Genomic DNA, 20,591 nt, shown 5'->3' on the forward strand with positions numbered 1-20,591 from the left:
GACATTCACCGCCCTCTGGCTCTGGCCGGGGGCGGCTTCTTTCTTCTTCTTATTATTGCTTTTTACCCGTCGCCGGGGTTATCCACACATAATCCGCCTGCTGGTTATCCACTTCCGCCCCCTGTTCCGCCAGCATGACTACCGTCACCTGCGCCTTAGGCTGTAAATCGCGAAGATGCACCGGCACCCCGACATTACGTTTGGCATGATAGCCACCGACGATCAGTAAAGCCGGCGTTGGCGCGGCTAGCAGCCGTTCAGCCATGCGGCGGTCGCGCTGTTGCTGGATTGCCAGCATGGCGTGAAGCTGCTCCGGCTCGATATTCTGCTGATGAGAAACCTTAATGGTGTCGGCAATGGCTTCCCTGACCTGTGGAGCCGCGCTGTTGGCTCCCGCCGGGAAGGCCGGTTTCTGGTAGAAAACCATGATTTCACTGCGATCCAGATTCGCCGCCAGCAGCGGATAAGGGGCTTTGATTGCTGGCATTACCACTTGGCCGTACATCGACCAATCCCAGCCTTTCTGCCATTTAAGCAGCTCCGCTACCTTCGTCGCCGACAGGTCCGGCTGGGTTTGCATCAGCCGCTTGGTGCTCTCGACGGCGGGTTGCTGGCTCGGCGTTAGCATCTCCATCAGCACGCTGCCCTGCGGGCGCTGGTCGGGCAGGTTTTCCACCAGCCAGGCTTCAATCTGGTGATGAGTCGGGTTGTCGTGCTTCTCGCCGACAATCACCCGTGGCTGTTTCGCCAGTTGCGCCAACAGCTGCTGCGGCGTAAGAGTTTCCCCGGTATGCAGATCTTTAATGCTGCTGGAGGCCAAATTGGGCGAAGCCGGGTGCTGGGCGCAGGCGGCCAGCAGCAATGTGGCTAAAAACAGTAAATTTTTCATGACGATCCTCATCATCCCATAACCGGGTAAATCACAAGTTGCCAGCATGTTATGGATAATGATTATCATTTACAAGTTAAGGTTACGCCTTATTCATGCGCCATTACCGCCCGTAAACGCTGAGGAAAACGCTGTGCCTGCTGATGGCAGTGATCGATAAAGGTTGAAACCAGTGCCGAGGCGGGGCGGTGCAGCGGGCGGATCAGGCTGACGGTGAACGGTACCGGCAGGCTGAACGCTCTGATCACCATGCCGCTGTTGCCGCGCTCCACATAGTCCAGCGCGGTGAGTGGGTTGACTATCGATACCCCAACCCCTTCGCGCACCATGCTGCACACCGAGGCGGCGCTGTGGGTTTCCAGCACCAGACGGCGCGCCACCTGATGCTCGCCAAACAGCGCGTCCAGCAGCTGGCGGTAGCTGTCAGTCGCCGACAGGCTGATGAAGTTTTGCCCAGCGAAATCCTGCGGCGTCAGGCGCTTTTTCGCCGCCAGCGGGTGGTCGGCGGGCAGCACGCACACTTCGTTTAAGGTCAGCAAAGGCTGGCGCTCGGTGCCCGCGGGCGTATGGGTATTCTCCGTCAACCCAAGGTCGTGGCGCTGGGCGGAAAGCCACTCTTCCAGCAGCGGCGACTCCTGCGGCACGATATTGAAACTGACGTCAGGGTAGCGATCCAGAAAAGGCTTACACACGGCGGGCAGCAGCGACTGGCTGAACACCGGCAGGCAGGCAATGGAGAGCTGCGCCTGCTCGAACTGGCGAATGCCCTCCGCCGCGCTGACGATGCGATCCAGCCCGTAATAGGAACGCTGAACCTCCTCAAACAGCCGCAACCCCTGCACCGTCGGGTAAAGGCGGCCGCGCAAACGTTCGAAAAGTTGTAGATTCAGCAGCTTCTCGCAGCGCGCCAATTCTCGGCTCACCGTGGGCTGCGAGGTGTTGAGCAGCGCGGCGGCTTCGGTCAAATTGCCGGTGGTCATCACGGCGTGGAAGATTTCGATATGGCGCAGGGAAATGGCGGGCATAGGCTTCTCCGTGGGAGAGTAATTTCCATATCATAAATGAATAGAGTGGTGCGAAATAGATATTTTTCAGCAGTCGCCGAGTGCGGGATACTCAGGTTAACTTTCGCTTCTTCAGACTTCAGGATCTTGTATGCCACGCGCCTTAAACGACACTTCTACTGCTCTGAACGCCGCTAATTTACTGGCACTGACCCAACAATTTGGCTGCCCGGTATGGGCTTATGATGCCGAGATCATCACTCAGCGTATCAGCCAGCTGCGCCAGTTCGACGTGATCCGTTTTGCTCAGAAGGCGTGCTCCAATATCCATATTCTGCGCCTGATGCGCGAGCAGGGCGTGAAAGTTGACTCAGTTTCTCTGGGTGAAATCGAGCGCGCGCTGCTGGCCGGTTTTAAGCCGGGCCGCGAAGCCAGCGAAATTGTCTTTACCGCCGACGTGCTGGACCAGCCGACGCTAGACCGCGTCACCGATCTGGATATTCCGGTTAACGCCGGTTCTATTGATATGCTGGGGCAGATTGGCCGCCAGAAAGCCGGGCACCCCGTTTGGCTGCGCGTTAACCCGGGCTTTGGTCACGGCCACAGCCAGAAAACCAACACCGGCGGCGAGAACAGTAAACACGGTATCTGGTTCGGCGATTTGCCGCAGGCGCTGGCGGAGATTCAACGTTATGACCTGAAGCTGGTGGGCATTCATATGCACATCGGCTCCGGCGTGGACTACGGCCATCTGGAGCAAGTGTGCGACGCCATGGTGCGTCAGGTGATTGAAACCGGGCATGATATTGACGCCATTTCTGCCGGTGGCGGCCTGTCGATTCCTTACCGTTTCGGCGAAGAAGCCATCAATACCGAGCATTATTACGGCTTATGGAACCGCGCCCGCGAGCAGATTGCTGCACATCTGGGCCATGCCGTTCATCTGGAAATTGAGCCGGGCCGCTTCCTGGTGGCCGAATCCGGCGTGCTGGTGGCGCAGGTGCGTGCCGCCAAAAATATGGGCAGCCGCCACTTCGTGCTGTGCGATGCCGGTTTCAACGATTTAATGCGCCCGGCGATGTACGGCAGTTACCACCATATTTCCCTGCTACCCGCCGATGGCCGCGACATCAGCAATGCGCCACTGATTAACTCAGTGATCGCCGGTCCGCTGTGTGAATCCGGCGACGTGTTCACCCAGCAGGCGGGGGGCGGGGTAGAAACCTTCGCGTTGCCACAGGTGGAAATCGGCGATTATCTGGTCTTCCACGACACCGGCGCTTACGGCGCGTCGATGTCTTCCAACTACAACAGCCGCCCGCTGTTACCAGAAGTGTTGTTTGAAAATGGCGTACCGCGCCTGATCCGCCGCCGCCAAACCATTGAGGAATTGCTGGCGCTGGAGCTGATTTAAGGCTTAGCTCGCCGGGCTGGTGACGGAATGACGGCGCACCAGCGTCGGGCTAAACATGTGGGTAGTTTCCGGCAGCGGCTGGTTGTTCGCTAAAGCTAATGCCAGCTGCGCCGCCTGATTGGCCATCGCCACCACTGGATATCTCACCGTGGTTAAACGCGGGCGCAGGTAGCGGGAAATCAGCACGTCGTCGAAGCCGACCAGTGAAATATCGGTCGGCACATCAATGCTGTTGTCGCTCAGCACCGACAGCGCCCCTGCCGCCATTGAGTCATTGTAGCAAGTCACCGCCGTGAAGCTGCGCCCTAGCCCCAGTAAGTCCGCCATCGCCTGCTCGCCGCCAATCTCGTCCGGCTCGGCGTAGGCAATCAGTTTATCGTCCACCGGAATATTGTGTTCTTGCAGCGCGTCGAGATAGCCCTGTAGGCGATCGCTGGCGTCCGAAATTCCGTGGTTGGAGCATAAAATCGCAATCCGCTGATGGCCGCTTTGAATCAGATGGCGGGTCGCCAGCCATGCCCCGTAGCGGTCGTCCAGCGCCACGCAGCGCTGCTCGAAACCTGCCAGGGTTCGGTTAATCAGCACCATGCCGGGGATCTGTTTCATTAAGCTTTGCAGCTCGTCGTCCGGCAGCATCTTGGCGTGAACCACCAATGCCGCGCAGCGATGGCGAATCAGTTGCTCAATCGCCTGACGCTCTTTATCCACATTATGGTAACCGTTACCAATCAGCAGGAAGTTGCCGGTGGCGTAAGCCACCTGCTCGACGGCTTTCACCATTGCGCCGAAGAAGGGGTCAGAAACATCGGCCACGATCAGACCAAGGGTTTCCGTAGACTGCTGTGCGAGGGCGCGTGCATTGGCATTCGGATGATATTGCAAATGTTGCATGGCGCTAAGCACCGCCTCCCGCGAGCTATCACTCGCCTTTGGCGAATGATTTATTACGCGAGAAACCGTGGCGACGGAAACACCCGCCAGTCTTGCAACATCTTTGATGGTAGCCATTACACGTCCAAAATTTGTGTGAGGGTAAACGCTTACACTATCAGTTTTACGGAAAATGACTCGGGCCGCAAGGCCATGGGATGGTAAGCATGTGATCTGAGTCAAATGTTGACGGGGCAAATTCAACTTCAAGGTCAAGACCGTGGGCCGACGCCCACGGTCTTGACCTTAAGGCGGGCTTGGGCAGCCGCCCAAAAAAGTTCCCGGCGTTGAACTGAACGCCAAACTAGTGCATGTTTCCCCTGAAACTCCTACTCCCGAGACAGAAACCCTTAATGACTATTCGCCGATTCCCACAGTTGGCCCACTGGGGGGCTTACACCGCCGTTGTTGAAGATGGACGCCTGATCCGCTGTGAACCCCACATCGCAGACAGCGATCCCTCGCCAATGCTGGACTCCATCATCCCTCTGGTCTATTCCGACAAACGCATTCGCAAACCGGCGGTGCGTCGCTCTTGGCTGCAAAAGCGTGAGCACAGCAACCGGGCGCTGCGGGGCAAGGAGGACTTTGTCGAAGTGGATTGGGATCTGGCGCTGGATCTGGTGGCGGAAGAGAACCGCCGGGTGCGGGACAAATATGGCGCGGCGGGGATCTTCACTGGCTCCTACGGCTGGTCGTCGGCGGGGCGTTTGCACCACGCGCGTTCGCTGGTGCGGCGTTTCTACTTTACCGGCGGCGGCGGGGTGGATCAGGAGGGGAACTACAGCTGGGGGACGGCGCAATTCTTCCTGCCTTACATTATCGGCACCTTCACGCCGCTTACTGGCCGGGTGACGACTTGGCCGAGCGTGGTGGATAATGCCGAGATCTTGCTGGCATTTGGCGGCTTAGCGCTGAAAAATGCCCAAGTGGCGTCGGGCGGGGCGGTGGCTCATACCCTCAAACCGGCGCTGGAACAGCTGGCGAAAAAGGGCACGCCGATCGTCAACATTAGCCCGATGCGCGATGACTGCCCAGAGTTTGCCAACGCCGAGTGGATCCCGATTCGGCCCAACACCGACGCCGCGCTGATGATGGCGCTGGCTTTTGAAATTCAAAGGCTTGGCGCGCAGGATGATGCCTTCCTTGCCTCTCACTGCGTGGGTTATCCCCAGTTGGCGGCTTATTTACAGGGTAAAAGCGACGGCGTGGAAAAGACGCCGGAGTGGGCCAGCCAGATCACTGGCATCCCCGCTGCGCGCATCGCCAAACTGGCGCAACAGCTGATTGGCGTGCGCAGCTTTATTACCTGTGCTTACTCGGTGCAGCGCGCCCATCGCGGCGAGCAGCCTTACTGGATGATGATTGCCCTGTCGGCGATGCTCGGACAGGTTGGGCTGCCGGGCGGCGGTTTCTCCTTTGGTCACGGCTCGATGAACGGCGTCGGCAACCCGCGTTTCGACACGCCGGGGCCTGCCGTCAGCACCGGACCGAACCCCTCGGGCTTATCTATTCCCGTGGCACGCATCAGCGACATGTTGCTTAATCCGGGCCAGCCTTATGAGTTTCAAGGCAAAACCTTTCATTATCCCGACATCCATCTGGTGCACTGGGCGGGCGGCAATCCCTTTCATCATCACCAGCAGCTGAATCGGCTGGTAGAAGGCTGGCAGCGGCCGGATACCATTATCGTGCAGGACAGCGTCTGGACCGCGGCGGCGCGCATGGCCGATATTGTCCTTCCCGCCACCACTTCCCTTGAGCGTAATGACATTGGCGGCTCTTCACGCGATCGCTACGTGCTGGCGATGCATCAGGCGATTGCGCCACGGCATCAGGCGCGCAATGACATCGACATTTTTGCCGATTTGGCTGAGCGCTTGGGCTATCGCGAGCAATTTACATTGGGGCGCGATGAGAATGCTTGGCTGAGGCAGATTTACCAGCAGTGCGGCGTGGCGCAGCAGGGGACGGGGGCGGAATGGCCAGATTTCGACACCTTCTGGCAGCGCGGCTCGGTCGAACTGCCCATGCCAGAGCAGGATTATGTGTTTTTCGAAGAGTTCCGTAAAAGCCCGCGCGCCAACCCGCTGGCGACGCAAAGTGGCAAGATTGAGCTCTTCTCCGAGAAAATCGCCGGGTATGGCTATGACGACTTCGCGGGGCACCCTGAGTGGCAGCCGCCGGTGGAGTGGCTGGGGGCCGATACGGCAAAAACCTGGCCGCTGCACCTGATCTCCATTCAACCCAAGGATCGTCTGCATAGCCAGATGGATCAATCCCCTCTGGCGCAAAGCAACAAAACCGCGGGCAAAGAGACGCTGCTGATGCACCCCGCCGATGCCGCTGAAAGGCAACTGGAGAGTGGCAATCAGGTCAAAATTTCTAACGCACGGGGCAGCTGCTTGGCGGGCGTGGAGCTGAATGAAGGTATTGCGCGCGGCGTGGTGCTGATGGCGACCGGAGCCTGGTTCGATCCGGGATTTGGCGGCCCGTGGCAGGAGACGGAGCAGGCGGGAAACCCCAACGTGCTGACCTTAGACATCGGCACCTCGCGGCTGACACAGGGGCCAAACGCCATGAGCTGTCTGGTGGAAGTAGCGCGGCATAAGTGAGGTCGAAATGACGGATTTCTGCACCGAAATGGTGAGATAAATGTTCAAAAAATGAGGTAACTGCCTGATGTTTCATGAATGGCTAAACTCAGGCAGTTTTTCACCACTGGTTACACTTTGCGTGATTATGTTGCGATTGGCTGCTGGCTGTTGATCTGCCAAAGCGGATAAATTGAACGTCCCAGAGGTATTGATTGGTGAATCATCAACGTACACTGTATGTTGATACCGATTAAATTTGCACCAACCTACGCGGATGCGTAGGTTTTTTTTTGCCAAAATTCGGTTGTAATATGGGCACACCTCGCAAAGTCTTAAACTTCTTCCCTTCCTTCGTCAAATCTCCGTCTCCTATAGTATGCTGTTTCTATAACCTTTTTTTTCTTAGACTCAGGGATGGCTCATAAGGAGATGGCACTGATGTATCGATTTCTTTTCGCTCTTTTCCGTATCGTATTCCGCCTGGCGTTTCGCGTGACGGTGACCCCGGCTCACCCCAATTTCAATTACCCTAAGCTGCTGATAACGCCCAACCATGTGTCATTTATCGATGGCGTGCTGCTGGTGCTGTTTCTGCCCGTTAAGCCGGTGTTTGCGGTCTATTCGGATATTACCGACAGCTGGTATATGCAGTGGTTGAAGCAGTATGTGGACTTCGTGCCGCTGGACCCGACCAAGCCGATGGCAATCAAACGGCTGGTGCGGGAAGTGGAGAAAGGTCGCCCGGTGGTGGTATTCCCCGAGGGGCGCATTACGGTGACCGGCTCATTGATGAAAATTTATGACGGCGCGGCCTTTGTGGCGGCGAAGTCGCAGGCCACGGTGCTGCCGGTGCGCATTGATGGCGCGGAGTACACGCCGTTTGGCCGCCTGTTCGGCAGCTTTAAAATCCGCTGGTTCCCAAAAATCACTATCAACGTTTTACCGCCGCAGCAGGTGTCTATGCCTGAAGCGCCGCGCGCCCGCGACCGTCGCGTACTGGCCGGGCAAAAGCTGCACGACATCATGATGGACGCGCGGATGAACACCCGCGAACCGCAGACTCTGTATCAGGCGCTGCTTTCAGCTCAAACTCGCTACGGCCGCCGTAAGCCTTGCATTGCTGATATCGCCTTTAAAGAAGATAGCTACCAAGGGCTGCTGAAAAAATCCCTTGGCGTGAGCCGCATCTTGCAGCGCTTCACCCGCGAGGGCGAGCACGTTGGCATGCTTCTGCCCAACGCCACCATTATGGCCGCCGCGCTGTTCGGCGCCTCGATGCGCAACCGTATTCCTGCTTTGCTCAACTACACCTCTGGCGCGAAGGGCATCAAAAGCGCCATGAAAGCGGCAAACATTGAAACCATCATCACCTCGCGCCAGTTTTTGGAAAAGGGCAAGTTGACTCATTTACCGGAGAACGTGCCTGAGGCGAAATGGGTCTATCTCGAAGACTTAAAAGATACCGTCACCAAAGAAGACAAACTGTGGATTTTATTCCACCTGATTTTCCCAAGCCGGGCCATGCTGCCGCAGAAACCCGACGACGCCGCGCTGGTGCTGTTCACCTCCGGCTCCGAGGGCAATCCGAAAGGCGTGGTGCACTCTCACGCCAGTCTGCTGGCCAACGTCGAGCAGATCCGCACCATTGCAGACTTCACGCCGCGTGACCGTTTTATGTCGTCATTGCCGCTGTTCCACGCCTTTGGCCTGACCGTCGGCCTGTTAACGCCGCTGATGACCGGCGCACGCGTGTTCCTCTACCCGAGTCCGTTGCATTATCGCATCGTGCCGGAGCTGGTTTATGACCAGAACTGCACCGTGCTGTTTGGCACCTCCACCTTCCTCGGCAACTATGCCCGCTTCGCCCATCCTTATGATTTTGCGCGTCTACGGTACGTGGTGGCGGGAGCTGAAAAGCTGTCTGAAGGTACCAAGCAAATCTGGCAGGACAAGTTCGGCATTCGCATTCTTGAAGGCTACGGCGTGACCGAGTGTGCCCCGGTGGTGTCGATTAACGTGCCGATGGCGACCAAAATTAAAACTGTTGGCCGTATTCTGCCGGGCATGGAGTCGCGACTGATCAAGGTGCCGGGGATTGAAGAGGGCGGCCGCTTGCAGCTGCGCGGGCCAAATATCATGAAAGGCTACCTGCGGGTAGAAAATCCGGGCGTGTTGGAAAAACCGCAGGCCGAGAACGCCGAGGGCGAGATCCAGCCCGGCTGGTATGACACCGGCGATATTGTCACCTTAGATGAGCAGGGCTTCTGCACCATCAAGGGCCGCGTTAAGCGTTTTGCCAAGTTGGCCGGTGAAATGGTCTCTTTGGAAAGTGTGGAGCAGTTGGCGCTGAAGGCGTCACCTGATGGGCAGCATGCGGCGACCTCGCGCACCGATAGCAGTAAGGGCGAGGCGCTGGTGCTGTTCACAACGGATGCAGAATTACGTCGTGACGCCTTATCCAAAGCCGCCCGCGAACTTGGGCTGCCGGAACTTACCGTGCCGCGCGATATTCGCGTGGTGAAAGCCTTGCCGCTGCTTGGCAGCGGAAAACCAGATTTTGTCACTCTGCGAGAGATGGCAGAAAAACCGGAGCCCCAAGAATGAATCAGCCTTTAGCCGCCAAATCTCCGCTGATGTCGCGCAGTATGGTCGCGGTAATTGTCGCCCAGTTTTTGTCAGCCTTTGGCGATAACGCGCTGCTGTTTGCCGCGTTGGCGTTGATTAAACAACAGCTTTACCCCGACTGGAGCCAGCCTATTCTGCAAATGGCTTTTGTCGCCACTTATATCATTCTCGCGCCTTTTGTCGGCCAGTTCGCCGACAGTTTTGCCAAAGGCCGGGTGATGATGTTCGCCAATATCCTCAAATTGGCGGGGGCGGCGGTGATCTGCGTCGGGTTAAATCCCTTCTTGGGTTACACCCTGGTGGGCATCGGCGCGGCGGCCTATTCACCCGCCAAATATGGCATTTTGGGCGAAATCACCGAAGGCGAGCAGTTGGTAAAAGCTAACGGCCTCATGGAAGGTTCGACCATCGCCGCTATCCTACTGGGTTCCGTGGCTGGTGGTGCATTGGCCGACTGGAACGTGCTGGCTGCGCTGGGCGTTTGTGTGCTGACCTACGGCCTGGCGGTGGTGGCTAACTGGTTTATTCCTAAACTGGCCGCCGCGCGTCCGGGCCAGTCATGGCGCTTGTCGGCGATGACCGGCACCTTCTTCCGCGCCTGCCGTATTCTGTGGAATGACGCTGAAACGCGATTCTCACTGGTTGGTACCAGCCTGTTCTGGGGCGCGGGCGTGACGCTGCGCTTCCTGCTGGTGCTGTGGGTGCCGGTGGCGCTAGGCATTACGGATAACAAAACCCCGACCCTGCTTAACGCCATGGTGGCGATTGGTATTGTGTTCGGTGCCGGTGCGGCGGCCAAGCTCATCACGCTAAAAACGGTGAAACGCTGTCTGCCTGCGGGTATCGCTATCGGCGTGGCGGTGGTGGTGTTCACGCTGCAAACCAAGATGCTGAATGCGTATATTCTGTTGGTGCTGGTGGGGATATTGGGCGGCTTCTTCGTGGTGCCGCTGAATGCCTTATTGCAGCATCTCGGCAAGGCGTCTGTCGGCGCGGGTAACGCGATTGCGGTGCAGAATCTCGGTGAGAATACCGCGATGCTGCTGATGCTCGGCCTGTATTCGCTGGCGGTGATGGCCGGTGCGCCGGTTCTCGCCATTGGTGTCGGCTTCGGCGTCGTCTTTGCTCTGGCGATTATCGCGCTCTGGGCGTGGCAGATTGCGCAAAAGCGCCGCGCGCCATAATGAGTCACAGATAAAAGAAAAGGGCGCCTCGGCGCCCTTTTTTGTGCCCACCGTTCAGACTTAAGGTGCAGGAATGGTGAAGCGTTTGTGGATCTCTTCCAGCGAGTTCAGCACTTCTTGGTCCAGCGTCAGGTTCTGGCTGTCGATGTTGGTCTTCAGCTGTTCCAGCGTGGTGGCGCCAATCAGGGTGCTGGCAACGAATGGCTGTTGGCGAACAAAGGCCAGCGCCATTTGTGACGGGTCGAGATTGTGCTTCTTAGCCAGCGCGACGTATTCGGCAATCGCCAGTTCAGACTGCGGCGAAGAGTAGCGAGTAAAGCGGCTAAACAGCGTGTTACGCGCGTTGGCAGGCTTAGCGCCGTTGAGATACTTGCCGCTCAGAGTGCCGAACGCCAGGCTGGAATAGGCCAGCAGCTCAACGCCTTCGTGCTGGCTGATTTCCGCCAGACCAATCTCAAAGCTGCGATTCAGCAGGCTGTAAGGGTTTTGAATCGACACAATGCGCGGCAGGTCGTGCTTTTCGGCCAATTGCAGATAGCGCATCACGCCCCAAGGTGTTTCATTGGAGACGCCGATATAGCGGATTTTCCCGGCACGAACCTGCTCGTTTAACGCTTCTAACGTTTCCAAAATGGTGACAGGAGTGCTGTCTTCACTGTACTGATAACCCAGTTTGCCGAAGAAGTTCGCCGGGCGCTGCGGCCAGTGCACCTGATACAAATCGATATAGTCGGTGTTCAAACGTTGCAGGCTGGCGTCCACTGCGGCGCGGATGTTCTTGCGATCCAGCATCTGTGCCGGGCGAATGGCGTTATCGTTATTGCGTGAAGGCCCGGACACTTTGCTGGCGAGAATGATTTTCTCGCGATTGCCGCGCGCTTTCAGCCAGCTACCAATATAAGACTCGGTCAGCCCCTGAGTTTCAGGGCGCGGTGGCACGGGGTACATTTCTGCAGTATCAATAAAGTTGATACCCGCCGCCACGGCGTAATCCAGTTGTTGGTGGGCATCGGCTTCGCTGTTTTGTTCACCAAAGGTCATGGTGCCGAGTCCCAGTAGACTCACTTCTAAAGAACTATGGGGTATACGGTGATATTGCATTGCCGGTCTTCCTTACTCTCTGAGAATGTCAGGCCGATAAAAGCGCCTCAACTGACTTATCTTCACAAAACGGGTGTTAACTGACTATATACAAGCGGTGCAAGTGGGGGAAGTGCGGCAGCGGAGATAGGCAGAAAATGGCAAGAGCGCCTAAAAGGCCAGCGGAAAGGGCCGCTGGCAATTCATGTTAATTAGCGTTTCATCACCTGACTCACGTTATCGTTGTTGATCTGACGCTCATTGCCTTGATCATCGGTGTAGCTCAGCAGGCCAGTAGATTTATCCAGCTTAGGTTTGCCATTGGTCAGGATCATACTGCCGTCTTTGGTGGAAATGACATAATCGCTGGCACACCCTGCCAAACCGACAACCATCAGCGCAGCGCTGATTATCATTAAGCCTTTTTTCATGATTATTCCTCTAAGTAATGGGCTGTAAATAAAGATAGTCAACAGCCTAGCAAAAGGGCCAGACGACCGTTGAAAAAAAAGCGTTTTATTTCGTATAGATCAATAAGGCTGATTTAAAGCAGGAAATGTCGGGCCAGCAGCGGGCCGGTAAAGCTTTTCTTCAAGTAAAAGCCACGGGGCAGAGTCATGATCGGCTGCCCAAACTCACCAATGGCTTCCGTCAGGGCTTTGCTGTTGGCCCCTTTAGGACGAAGTTGTAAGAATTCGCCTTTACGCGCGGTTATGGTTTCGACCTTGCCTAAAACAATCAAATCCATCAGCTCTTCCCAGTCTTCGCGCAGTTGCTGCTCTTCCTCTTCGGAAGGACTCCAGATGAGCGGCGCACCAATGCGGCGCTCTGCCAGCGGGATCTGCCGCTCGCCTTCGACCGGTATCCACAGCACTCGCGCCAGTTTATGTCTAACATGGCTATTTTCCCACGTCACGCCGCTGTTGCCGGTCAGGGGCGCGACGCAGACAAAAGTGGTCTCTAAGGGTTTACCCTGTGCATCGATGGGGATGGTTTTTAACTCGACGCCGATGTCCGCAAAGTCCTGCTCCGGCTTACTGCCCGCCATCGCCCCTAAATAGACCTCAAGCAGCATACCGACCCAACCCTTCTCGCGCTTGAGATCAGGAGGAATAGGCAAAGAAGCCCGGGCAGCCAGCTCACCCAGTGAGTAACCAGCCAGGGACTGGGCGCGCGCCAGCAGGCTCTGTTCATCCTTGGGAGGTTCTGTCATAGGAAATGGAATCGACATACAGCAAGTCTCAGATTTATTGGTTAATTTTCATACGCACGTTTAATCACATCGGGAATTAAAAGTTATACCCGTGGATAGGTCGAATAATAGCATGATTTATTGCGCTTTTTTTTCCGCATAGCCGCGATCGCGAGAGGGATAATATAAAGTTGATCCACAGTTGCGGGTGACAATGAACAGGATCTTCCCCCTAGTTATCCACAGATTTTCTGGATAACCTCAGCTTATTCCGAGCACTGGTTCGATTTACAGGCTTGACGGAGGGGGTATTTTGTCTTTTTGTCCCATAATTAGACAAAGTAGCGACTTTCTCTGTGGATAAAAACGGCGTTGATGGATCTTTCGCCAATAGCGATCGCAGTTACTCATTAAGGGCTGAGTAAACCCAGTGAAGAAGCTGTGAATTACTTTTAATTATATGAAATATATATCTTTAATATCACTGCCATCTGAGGGTAAGAAAAAGCTAAAAATAGTTTTACCCCTCTTGCTATGAAGTTCTTCACACATCTATCCACAGAAAAAGTGAATAAAATCGCGCGACATGGCGAGCTTCTGTTTATAACTTTGCCATTCTCTGTGAGTTATCCCATTTTTATTCGTGAAGATAGGGGGTAAGCAGTGGTTTACCGCCTGTTGGTAGTATGAAACAATCAAGACATCTATGATTTGAAGTTATTGAGGTAGTCCGGTGATCGATGATGATGGCTACCGCCCGAATGTTGGTATCGTAATCTGCGACAAGCAGGGCCAAGTTTTATGGGCCAGACGATACGGCCAGCACTCCTGGCAGTTTCCGCAAGGGGGCATCAACCCTGGCGAAACCGCCGAACAGGCCATGTACCGTGAACTGTTTGAAGAGGTAGGTCTCAGCAGAAAAGACGTACGTATTCTGGCTTCGACCCGCAACTGGTTGCGCTATAAATTGCCAAAACGTTTGGTGCGTTGGGATACAAAGCCGGTGTGTATCGGCCAAAAGCAAAAATGGTTCTTGCTGCAATTGATGTGTAATGATGCGGACATCAACATGCAGCGCAGCAGTACGCCAGAATTCGATGGCTGGCGCTGGGTGAGTTTCTGGTATCCGGTGCGTCAGGTCGTGTCCTTCAAACGTGATGTTTACCGCCGCGTAATGAAAGAGTTCTCCACGACTGTGATGCCAATACAGGAGATCCCCGTGCCCCGGACATCGCCCGCTTACCGTCGGAAAAGAGGCTAAGTCGCAAAGAGATGCTCACGCGTTTGCGAGAAATTGTTGAAAAGGTAGCAATGGCGTCCAGCCTGAATGATGCGCTGGACGTTTTGGTCAATGAAACCTGCCTGGCGATGGACACAGAAGTGTGTTCCGTTTATCTCGCTGATAATGACCGCCGTTGCTACTACCTGATGGCGACGCGAGGTTTGAAAAAACCTCGCGGGCGCACTATCACGCTAGCCTTTGACGAAGGGATCGTCGGGTTGGTAGGGCGGCTTGCCGAACCCATCAACCTCGCCGACGCTCAGAGCCACCCTAGTTTCAAATATATTCCTCAAGTTAAAGAAGATCTTTTTAGATCCTTCCTCGGCGTCCCGATCATTCATCGTCGTCAGCTGCTTGGCGTGCTGGTTATCCAGCAGCGTGAGCATCGCCAGTTCGACGAAGGTGAAGAGTCCTTTATGGTCACGCTGGCCAACCAGCTGGCCGGGATACTTTCGCAGGCGCAGCTCAACGTTCTCTATGGCCGCTTTCGCCAGACTCGCGTCAAAGCGCTGGCTGCTTCGCCCGGTGTGGCTATCGGCATTGGCTGGCAGGACAGTACCCAGCCTTCTCTCGACCAAGTCTACATGGCGTCCACGCTGGACACCGTGCGTGAACGCGAACGCCTGACCCGCGCGCTGGAAGAGGCCGGTGCCGAGTTCCGCCGTTTCAGTAAGCGTTTTAGCGCCAGCGCGCAGAAAGAAAGCGCCGCTATTTTCGACCTCTACTCGCACCTGCTCAACGACGCACGCCTCAAACGCGATCTCTTCACTGAAATCGACAAAGGCGCCGTGGCCGAGTGGGCGGTTAAGAAAGTGGTCGAGCAGTTCGCCGCGCAGTTTGCCAGCTTGCAAGACACTTACATGCGCGAGCGTGGCAGCGATTTGCGCGCGCTGGGCCAGCGGCTGGTTTTCCACCTCGATGACACCATTCAGGGCAACACTACCTGGCCTGAGCGTTTCATTCTGGTGGCCGATGAACTGACGGCAACCCTGCTGGCGGAAATGCCTCAGGATCGCCTTGCTGGCGTGGTAGTACGCGACGGCGCGGCTAACTCGCACGCCGCGATTTTGGTGCGCGCCATGGGTGTGCCGACCATCATGGGGGCCGATATTCAGCCTTCGTTGCTCAGCCAGCGCCAATTAATTGTGGATGGCTATCGCGGCGAGTTGCTGATCGACCCGGAACCCGTGCTGGTCAATGAATATAAGCGCCTGATTAGCGAAGAGATGGAGCTAAGCCAGCGCGCCGAGTATGACGTAGAACAGCCAGCGGCGATGAAAACCGGCGAGCGCGTTCAGGTGATGCTGAATGCCGGTTTGAGCGCCGACCACGAGAAACTGTTTGGCAGCCGTGTCGACGGCGTGGGCCTCTACCGTACTGAAATTCCCTTTATGCTGCAGAGTGGCTTCCCCTCTGAAGAAGAGCAGGTGGCGCAGTACCAGGGTATGCTCCAGCTGTTCCCAAGCAAGCCGGTGACGCTGCGTACGCTGGACATCGGTTCAGACAAACAGCTGCCCTACATGCCCATCAGCGAGGAAAACCCTTGCCTCGGCTGGCGCGGTATTCGCATTACCCTCGACCAGCCGGAAATCTTCCTGATACAGGTGCGCGCGATGCTGCGTGCCAATGCCGCCACCGGCAATCTCGGTATTTTGCTGCCGATGATCACCAGCCTGGAAGAGATTGACGAAGCGCGCCGCCTGATTGACCGTGCGGGGCGCGAAGTGCAGGAGCAGTTGGGTTACGATCTTCCGAAAACCCGAATTGGCGTGATGATCGAAGTTCCTTCGATGATTTTCATGCTGCCATCGCTGGCAGGTCGGGTCGACTTCATCTCGGTTGGTACCAACGACCTGACTCAGTACCTGCTAGCCGTCGATCGCAACAACACGCGGGTCGCGGGTCTGTATGACAGTCTGCATCCGGCAATGCTGCGTGTCTTGAAGCAGATTGTGACCGAAGGCGAAGCGGCGGGTTTACAAATCAGCCTCTGTGGAGAAATGGCGGGCGACCCAATGGGCGCGCTGCTGTTGACCGGCATGGGCTACCGCAACCTCAGTATGAACGGCCGCAGTGTGGCAAGAATTAAATATTTATTGCGCAGTATTGAGCTGGCGGATGCTCAAGAGTTGGCGCGCCGGGTGCTTGAAGCCCAGTTCACCACTGATGTGCGACATATGACTGCAGCCTTTATGGAACGCCGAGGTTTAGGCGGTTTGATTCGCGGCGGTAAATAGCCCTAAGGCGTTAAATCACTGCTTTTCCAGCCGTCAGTCAGTATTAAACTGGCGGTAATGAGACGTTTTTTTACAGAACTTTTCCAGCCCTGCTTGTCCGTGGCTCGTATTGCCTGTGCTATGATCCGCGACCTGCTGACCCCTAACCGGGCGATATCTGTGTACGTCGTGTTGCAGGAAGGCAACGAGCACACCTGCACCCGAAGTATGAAGGGTATAAAACAATAAACTACTTGTGGTGATAGATGAGCAATAGCTATCTGGCGTTTCCCCAGTTTGATCCGGTCATTTTCTCGCTAGGACCGGTTTCACTTCACTGGTATGGCTTGATGTATCTGGTCGGTTTCGTGTTCGCAATGTGGCTGGCCGTGCGCCGTGCCAACAAGCCGGGCAGTGGCTGGAAAAAAGAAGAAGTTGAGAACCTGCTGTATGCCGGATTCTTAGGCGTCTTCCTCGGCGGCCGCATCGGCTATGTCTTTTTCTACAACCTGCCACTGTTCCTCGAAAACCCGCTTTATTTGTTTAAAGTCTGGGATGGCGGCATGTCCTTCCACGGCGGTTTGATTGGCGTTATCGTGGTGATGCTGTGGTTTGCGCGTCGCACAAAACGCACTTTCTTCCAGGTTTCAGATTTTATTGCTCCGCTGATCCCATTTGGTCTCGGTGCAGGGCGCTTGGGTAACTTCATTAATGGCGAACTGTGGGGCCGTGTGACCACTGTGCCTTGGGCAATGCTGTTCCCAGGCTCGCGTCAGGAAGATATCGCCATTGCCTCCGCTGACCCGCAATGGCAGCCGCTGCTCAACCAATACGGCGTTCTGCCGCGTCACCCTTCGCAGGTTTACGAACTGCTGCTGGAAGGCGTAGTGCTGTTTATTATTCTCAACTTGTTCATCCGTAAGCCACGCCCAATGGGTGCTGTTTCAGGTCTATTCCTGATTGGTTACGGCGCATTCCGCAGCATCGTTGAGCATTTCCGCCAGCCCGACGCTCAGCTGGGGCTGTTCGACGGCTTCATCAGCATGGGACAGATCCTTTCGCTGCCGATGGTTATCGCTGGTGTCATCGTGATGATCTGGGCCTACCGTCGCCCGCAGAAACAATTATCTTGAGGTAACATGAAACAGTATCTGGATTTAATGCAGAAGGTGCTCGATGAGGGCACACCTAAAGCTGACCGTACCGGTACGGGTACGGTGTCAATTTTTGGTCATCAGATGCGTTTCAATCTGCAAGATGGCTTTCCACTGGTAACCACCAAGAAGTGCCATTTGCGCTCTATCATTCATGAGCTGCTGTGGTTCCTGAAAGGCGAAACCAACATTGCTTATCTGCGTGAAAACAACGTCACCATTTGGGACGAGTGGGCAGATGAGAATGGCGATCTTGGCCCGGTTTATGGCAAACAGTGGCGTGCTTGGGGCGCGGCCGATGGCAAGCAGATCGATCAGTTAAGCAACGTCATCAAACAGTTGAAGCAAGATCCTGACTCTCGTCGCATCATTGTTTCCTCTTGGAATGTCGGTGAATTGGATCAGATGGCCTTGGCGCCTTGCCATGCTTTCTTCCAGTTCTACGTGGCTAACGGCAAGCTCTCTTGCCAGCTATACCAGCGCTCATGCGACGTCTTCCTTGGCCTACCATTCAACATTGCCAGCTACGCTCTGCTGGTGCATATGGTGGCTCAGCAGTGTGACCTCGAAGTGGGTGACTTCGTCTGGACAGGCGGTGATACCCACCTCTATAGCAACCACATGGAACAGACTCATTTGCAACTGAGTCGCGAACCCCGTGCCTTGCCGAAACTGGTTATCAAACGTAAGCCGGCCTCACTGTTTGATTACGAGTTCGACGATTTTGCTATTGAGGGTTATGACCCTCACCCACCGATTAAAGCGCCGGTCGCTATCTAAACTCGCGTTATTCCCGCCAGCTCCCCGCTGGCGGGAAACTCACTCTCCCTTTTCTTGTCTTCCTCCCTCAACGCCATCTTCCCTGAACGCTTTTCTACACCTTTTCTTCTGCCGGTATCCGGTATTTTTTCATCCGCTATTCAAGTTTGCGAGGCATCACGCAAAATCCTTGTGATTGATGATTTTTGCAGAATATTTTCTCGAGGTTTCTTGGAGATCAAAGGCTTACCCGTAGCGCAGAGAAAATGGCTGGATAAACTCGCCTCATGGAAATGACCAACGAAGTAAAAGAGCGGGGCATGACGCTGATTGAAATACTGGTGGTGATCGCGCTTATTGCGATGTGCAGCTTATGGGGGCTACAGGGCTGGCGGGCCTATCAGCAATCGCTGGTACTGGAACAGCATGCCCAAAGGTTACGTTCATACCTGACTGAACTGCAGGCCGAGGCGAATGCTTATAACCGCTCTGCTATTTTATGGGTTATCGGCGGGAGCGGAGGCTGCGTGGGGCAGGGAAACAAGCCCGTGCGCTGTGACGCAGATAGCCCCGCGCCGCACTTTCGCATTATTGATGCCGAGGTGGAAATTGCCAATTTTACCCACAAGGTGATGGGCTTTTATGGCATCCGCAATGCTGCTCAGGCTGGGCATATTACTCTGCGTAATTCTGCCGGCAGCCTGCGCATTATTCTTTCTGCCAGAGGCAGACTTCGAATATGCAGTGAAGGCAAAGCCATATTGGGAATATCACTATGCATCTGAAACAGCGCGGTTTTACTCTGCCAGAGGTGTTGATGGCCTTGAGTATCGGCAGCATGCTAATGCTCAGTTCGGCGCAGCTTTATCCTTTACTGCGCCAGCGCAGCCAAAACCTTAGTCATCACTTCCGATTAGACCAATTACTGAGAAGCGCGGCTTCTAATCTCGAGAAAGATCTGCGTCGCGCCGGCTTTTGTAATGGTGAATGCAGAGGGAGCGCCACGGTTTTTGGGCAAAGCACAGGAGAGCCCGCACATTCCTGCATCATCATAGCCTATGACCTCAATCGTAATGGCCGTTGGGAGCCTGCCGGCAATGACAATGCCGAATACTTTGCCTATCGCTTACGCGCAGGCGCCATTGAAACCCAGCGAGGTGCCGCAAACTGCCAAGGGAGCGGTTGGGAGAAATTGCTGGATCCCGCCGAAGTCAAAGTGACCGATTTTAACGTCACAAAGCGGCTAACTCCACGTGGCAATTCATTGTTTACTATAAATATTGCTGCACACTGGCGCGAGACGCCGACGGTGCATCGCCGGGTTGAAACCCGGGTGGCAGGGCGGGCGAGATGATGGTATCAGGATGGCGGATTCAGCGGCAGAGAGGCAGCGCCATGATGCTCAGCGTCATGATGATGATGTCTCTTGGGATTATCGTTCTGACTAACCTTGGGCAGCAACTGGCAGATAGCCTGACACTCACTGGCCATGAGCATCGCTATCTAAAAGCGCGCGAGCAGGCCGAATCCTCACTGAACTGGGGACTTAACCAAACATGGCAAGCTTCAGCGAGCAATCAATGGCAGTGCCAGCATGCTGATATCCACATTCCCGGCCTGCCGCCGCAGAGCTTACGTAGCTGTGTACGTCCCTCCCTGCGCCAAGGCGTTTTTTTGCTCAAGGGGGAGGGCACAACTGATAACCACACGCGACCGCTGGTGGTCTATCAGCAGGCGAGGATGCTGGGCTCGCCGAACGGCAGCCGCCGATTTGCCGCAATTGTGCAGGGCTGGTTAGATTTCTGCCCTGAGTCAGACCCTGATTATTGTGAAGAAGATGCAAGAGAGGATAACAATGCAAAAGGGATTTAGCCTGCCAGAGGCGCTGATAGCGACTTTGCTACTCGCGGTCTCTTTATTGGCGCTGTTGCAATATTACCAATCACTGAGCAATGGCTTTAGCCGCCAGTGGCAGTTCAGACAGGCCAAGTCTGAGGCACACGCCAAGCTCGAGGTCTTTGCTGTTAGCGGCAAAGGTTATCCACTGGCGGCTGGCTGGCAAAGCCAGATAACTGTGGCAAATCAGCTCGGCGGATGCCGAAGCGTAGTGACTCAGGTACAAGCCCCTGCTGGATATCTCGCCCGTGCGGCAAGAATATTGTGTGATTCAGATAGCGAACCCGTCTTATGACGCCAATCCGCCTAGGTCACGGGTTTTCATTAGGTTCTAAGCTGGTTAGAGTAGTCTGCTGAATCTTCAAAAAT

The 20,591-nt window shown here is 55.5% G+C and carries 18 protein-coding genes; 12 read left to right on the top strand and 6 right to left on the bottom strand.

The features are described 5' to 3' along the window. Positions 1 to 52: 52 nt before the first annotated feature. Complete coding sequence (locus tag SBO83_RS10380; RefSeq protein ID WP_396131451.1) at positions 53 to 889, bottom strand: ChaN family lipoprotein; 837 nt, start codon at positions 887 to 889, stop codon at positions 53 to 55. An 89-nt stretch (positions 890 to 978) separates the two neighbouring features. Beyond that, positions 979 to 1,914 (bottom strand): LysR family transcriptional regulator, encoded by a 936-nt coding sequence (locus SBO83_RS10385; RefSeq protein ID WP_396131452.1) that lies wholly within the window; start codon positions 1,912 to 1,914, stop codon positions 979 to 981. Between the two features lie 130 nt (positions 1,915 to 2,044). On the opposite strand from SBO83_RS10385, the gene lysA reads away from it, so the two are divergent. Further along, on the top strand, positions 2,045 to 3,307 hold the full coding sequence (gene lysA / locus SBO83_RS10390; RefSeq protein ID WP_396131453.1) for a diaminopimelate decarboxylase: 1,263 nt from the start codon (positions 2,045 to 2,047) through the stop codon (positions 3,305 to 3,307). Positions 3,308 to 3,310: 3 nt separating this feature from the next. Here the strand turns inward: lysA and galR are convergent, their stop codons facing one another. Then, a complete protein-coding gene (gene galR / locus SBO83_RS10395) occupies positions 3,311 to 4,315 on the bottom strand; it encodes an HTH-type transcriptional regulator GalR (RefSeq protein WP_353503277.1) in 1,005 nt (334 codons plus the stop codon). A 275-nt stretch (positions 4,316 to 4,590) separates the two neighbouring features. On the opposite strand from galR, the gene SBO83_RS10400 reads away from it, so the two are divergent. The 3 genes from SBO83_RS10400 (at position 4,591) to lplT (ending at position 10,643) form a co-directional block, all read left to right on the top strand. Then, complete coding sequence (locus tag SBO83_RS10400; RefSeq protein ID WP_396131454.1) at positions 4,591 to 6,852, top strand: molybdopterin guanine dinucleotide-containing S/N-oxide reductase; 2,262 nt, start codon at positions 4,591 to 4,593, stop codon at positions 6,850 to 6,852. Between the two features lie 420 nt (positions 6,853 to 7,272). Next, positions 7,273 to 9,438, top strand: coding sequence for a bifunctional acyl-ACP--phospholipid O-acyltransferase/long-chain-fatty-acid--ACP ligase (gene aas / locus SBO83_RS10405; protein WP_396131455.1), 2,166 nt, complete (start codon positions 7,273 to 7,275; stop codon positions 9,436 to 9,438). Next, positions 9,435 to 10,643, top strand: a complete 1,209-nt coding sequence (lplT, locus tag SBO83_RS10410) for a lysophospholipid transporter LplT (protein ID WP_396131456.1) — start codon at positions 9,435 to 9,437, stop codon at positions 10,641 to 10,643. Before aas ends, lplT begins: the two co-directional genes overlap by 4 nt. A 60-nt stretch (positions 10,644 to 10,703) precedes the next feature. Here lplT and SBO83_RS10415 read toward each other — a convergent pair whose 3' ends face one another. The 3 genes from SBO83_RS10415 to mutH form a co-directional block, all read right to left on the bottom strand. Then, the gene (locus tag SBO83_RS10415; protein WP_353503273.1) at positions 10,704 to 11,744 is read right to left on the bottom strand and encodes an NADP(H)-dependent aldo-keto reductase; all 1,041 of its coding nucleotides are present in this window, start codon (positions 11,742 to 11,744) and stop codon (positions 10,704 to 10,706) included. A gap of 191 nt (positions 11,745 to 11,935) precedes the next feature. After that, positions 11,936 to 12,154, bottom strand: coding sequence for a YgdI/YgdR family lipoprotein (locus SBO83_RS10420; protein ID WP_396131457.1), 219 nt, complete (start codon positions 12,152 to 12,154; stop codon positions 11,936 to 11,938). 113 nt (positions 12,155 to 12,267) lie between these two features. Beyond that, positions 12,268 to 12,954 carry a DNA mismatch repair endonuclease MutH gene (gene mutH, locus SBO83_RS10425; protein ID WP_353503271.1) on the bottom strand — a complete coding sequence of 229 codons (687 nt, stop codon included), beginning with the start codon at positions 12,952 to 12,954 and terminating at the stop codon, positions 12,268 to 12,270. Positions 12,955 to 13,648: 694 nt separating this feature from the next. Here mutH and rppH point away from each other — a divergent pair. The 8 genes from rppH to SBO83_RS10465 all read left to right on the top strand — a co-directional run bounded on the left by rppH (position 13,649) and on the right by SBO83_RS10465 (position 20,517). Further along, positions 13,649 to 14,176 carry an RNA pyrophosphohydrolase gene (gene rppH / locus SBO83_RS10430; protein ID WP_353503270.1) on the top strand — a complete coding sequence of 176 codons (528 nt, stop codon included), beginning with the start codon at positions 13,649 to 13,651 and terminating at the stop codon, positions 14,174 to 14,176. An 11-nt stretch (positions 14,177 to 14,187) separates the two neighbouring features. Next, positions 14,188 to 16,434, top strand: coding sequence for a phosphoenolpyruvate--protein phosphotransferase (gene ptsP / locus SBO83_RS10435; RefSeq protein WP_396131458.1), 2,247 nt, complete (start codon positions 14,188 to 14,190; stop codon positions 16,432 to 16,434). A 245-nt stretch (positions 16,435 to 16,679) separates the two neighbouring features. After that, complete coding sequence (lgt, locus tag SBO83_RS10440; RefSeq protein WP_353503269.1) at positions 16,680 to 17,546, top strand: prolipoprotein diacylglyceryl transferase; 867 nt, start codon at positions 16,680 to 16,682, stop codon at positions 17,544 to 17,546. 6 nt (positions 17,547 to 17,552) lie between these two features. Next, the gene (thyA, locus tag SBO83_RS10445) at positions 17,553 to 18,347 is read left to right on the top strand and encodes a thymidylate synthase (RefSeq protein WP_034792863.1); all 795 of its coding nucleotides are present in this window, start codon (positions 17,553 to 17,555) and stop codon (positions 18,345 to 18,347) included. Between the two features lie 266 nt (positions 18,348 to 18,613). Further along, the gene (locus SBO83_RS10450; protein WP_396131459.1) at positions 18,614 to 19,111 is read left to right on the top strand and encodes a prepilin peptidase-dependent protein; all 498 of its coding nucleotides are present in this window, start codon (positions 18,614 to 18,616) and stop codon (positions 19,109 to 19,111) included. Then, on the top strand, positions 19,102 to 19,680 hold the full coding sequence (locus SBO83_RS10455; protein ID WP_396131460.1) for a prepilin peptidase-dependent protein: 579 nt from the start codon (positions 19,102 to 19,104) through the stop codon (positions 19,678 to 19,680). The genes SBO83_RS10450 and SBO83_RS10455 overlap by 10 nt, the downstream gene beginning before the upstream one ends. Next, positions 19,677 to 20,198: a YgdB family protein gene (locus SBO83_RS10460; RefSeq protein ID WP_396131461.1), complete on the top strand. Its 522-nt coding sequence runs from the start codon at positions 19,677 to 19,679 to the stop codon at positions 20,196 to 20,198. Before SBO83_RS10455 ends, SBO83_RS10460 begins: the two co-directional genes overlap by 4 nt. Continuing rightward, complete coding sequence (locus tag SBO83_RS10465) at positions 20,182 to 20,517, top strand: prepilin-type N-terminal cleavage/methylation domain-containing protein (RefSeq protein ID WP_396131462.1); 336 nt, start codon at positions 20,182 to 20,184, stop codon at positions 20,515 to 20,517. The genes SBO83_RS10460 and SBO83_RS10465 overlap by 17 nt, the downstream gene beginning before the upstream one ends. Positions 20,518 to 20,591: the final 74 nt, after the last annotated feature.

Source organism: Ewingella allii, assembly GCF_044430645.1.
Lineage (GTDB): Bacteria > Pseudomonadota > Gammaproteobacteria > Enterobacterales > Enterobacteriaceae > Ewingella > Ewingella allii.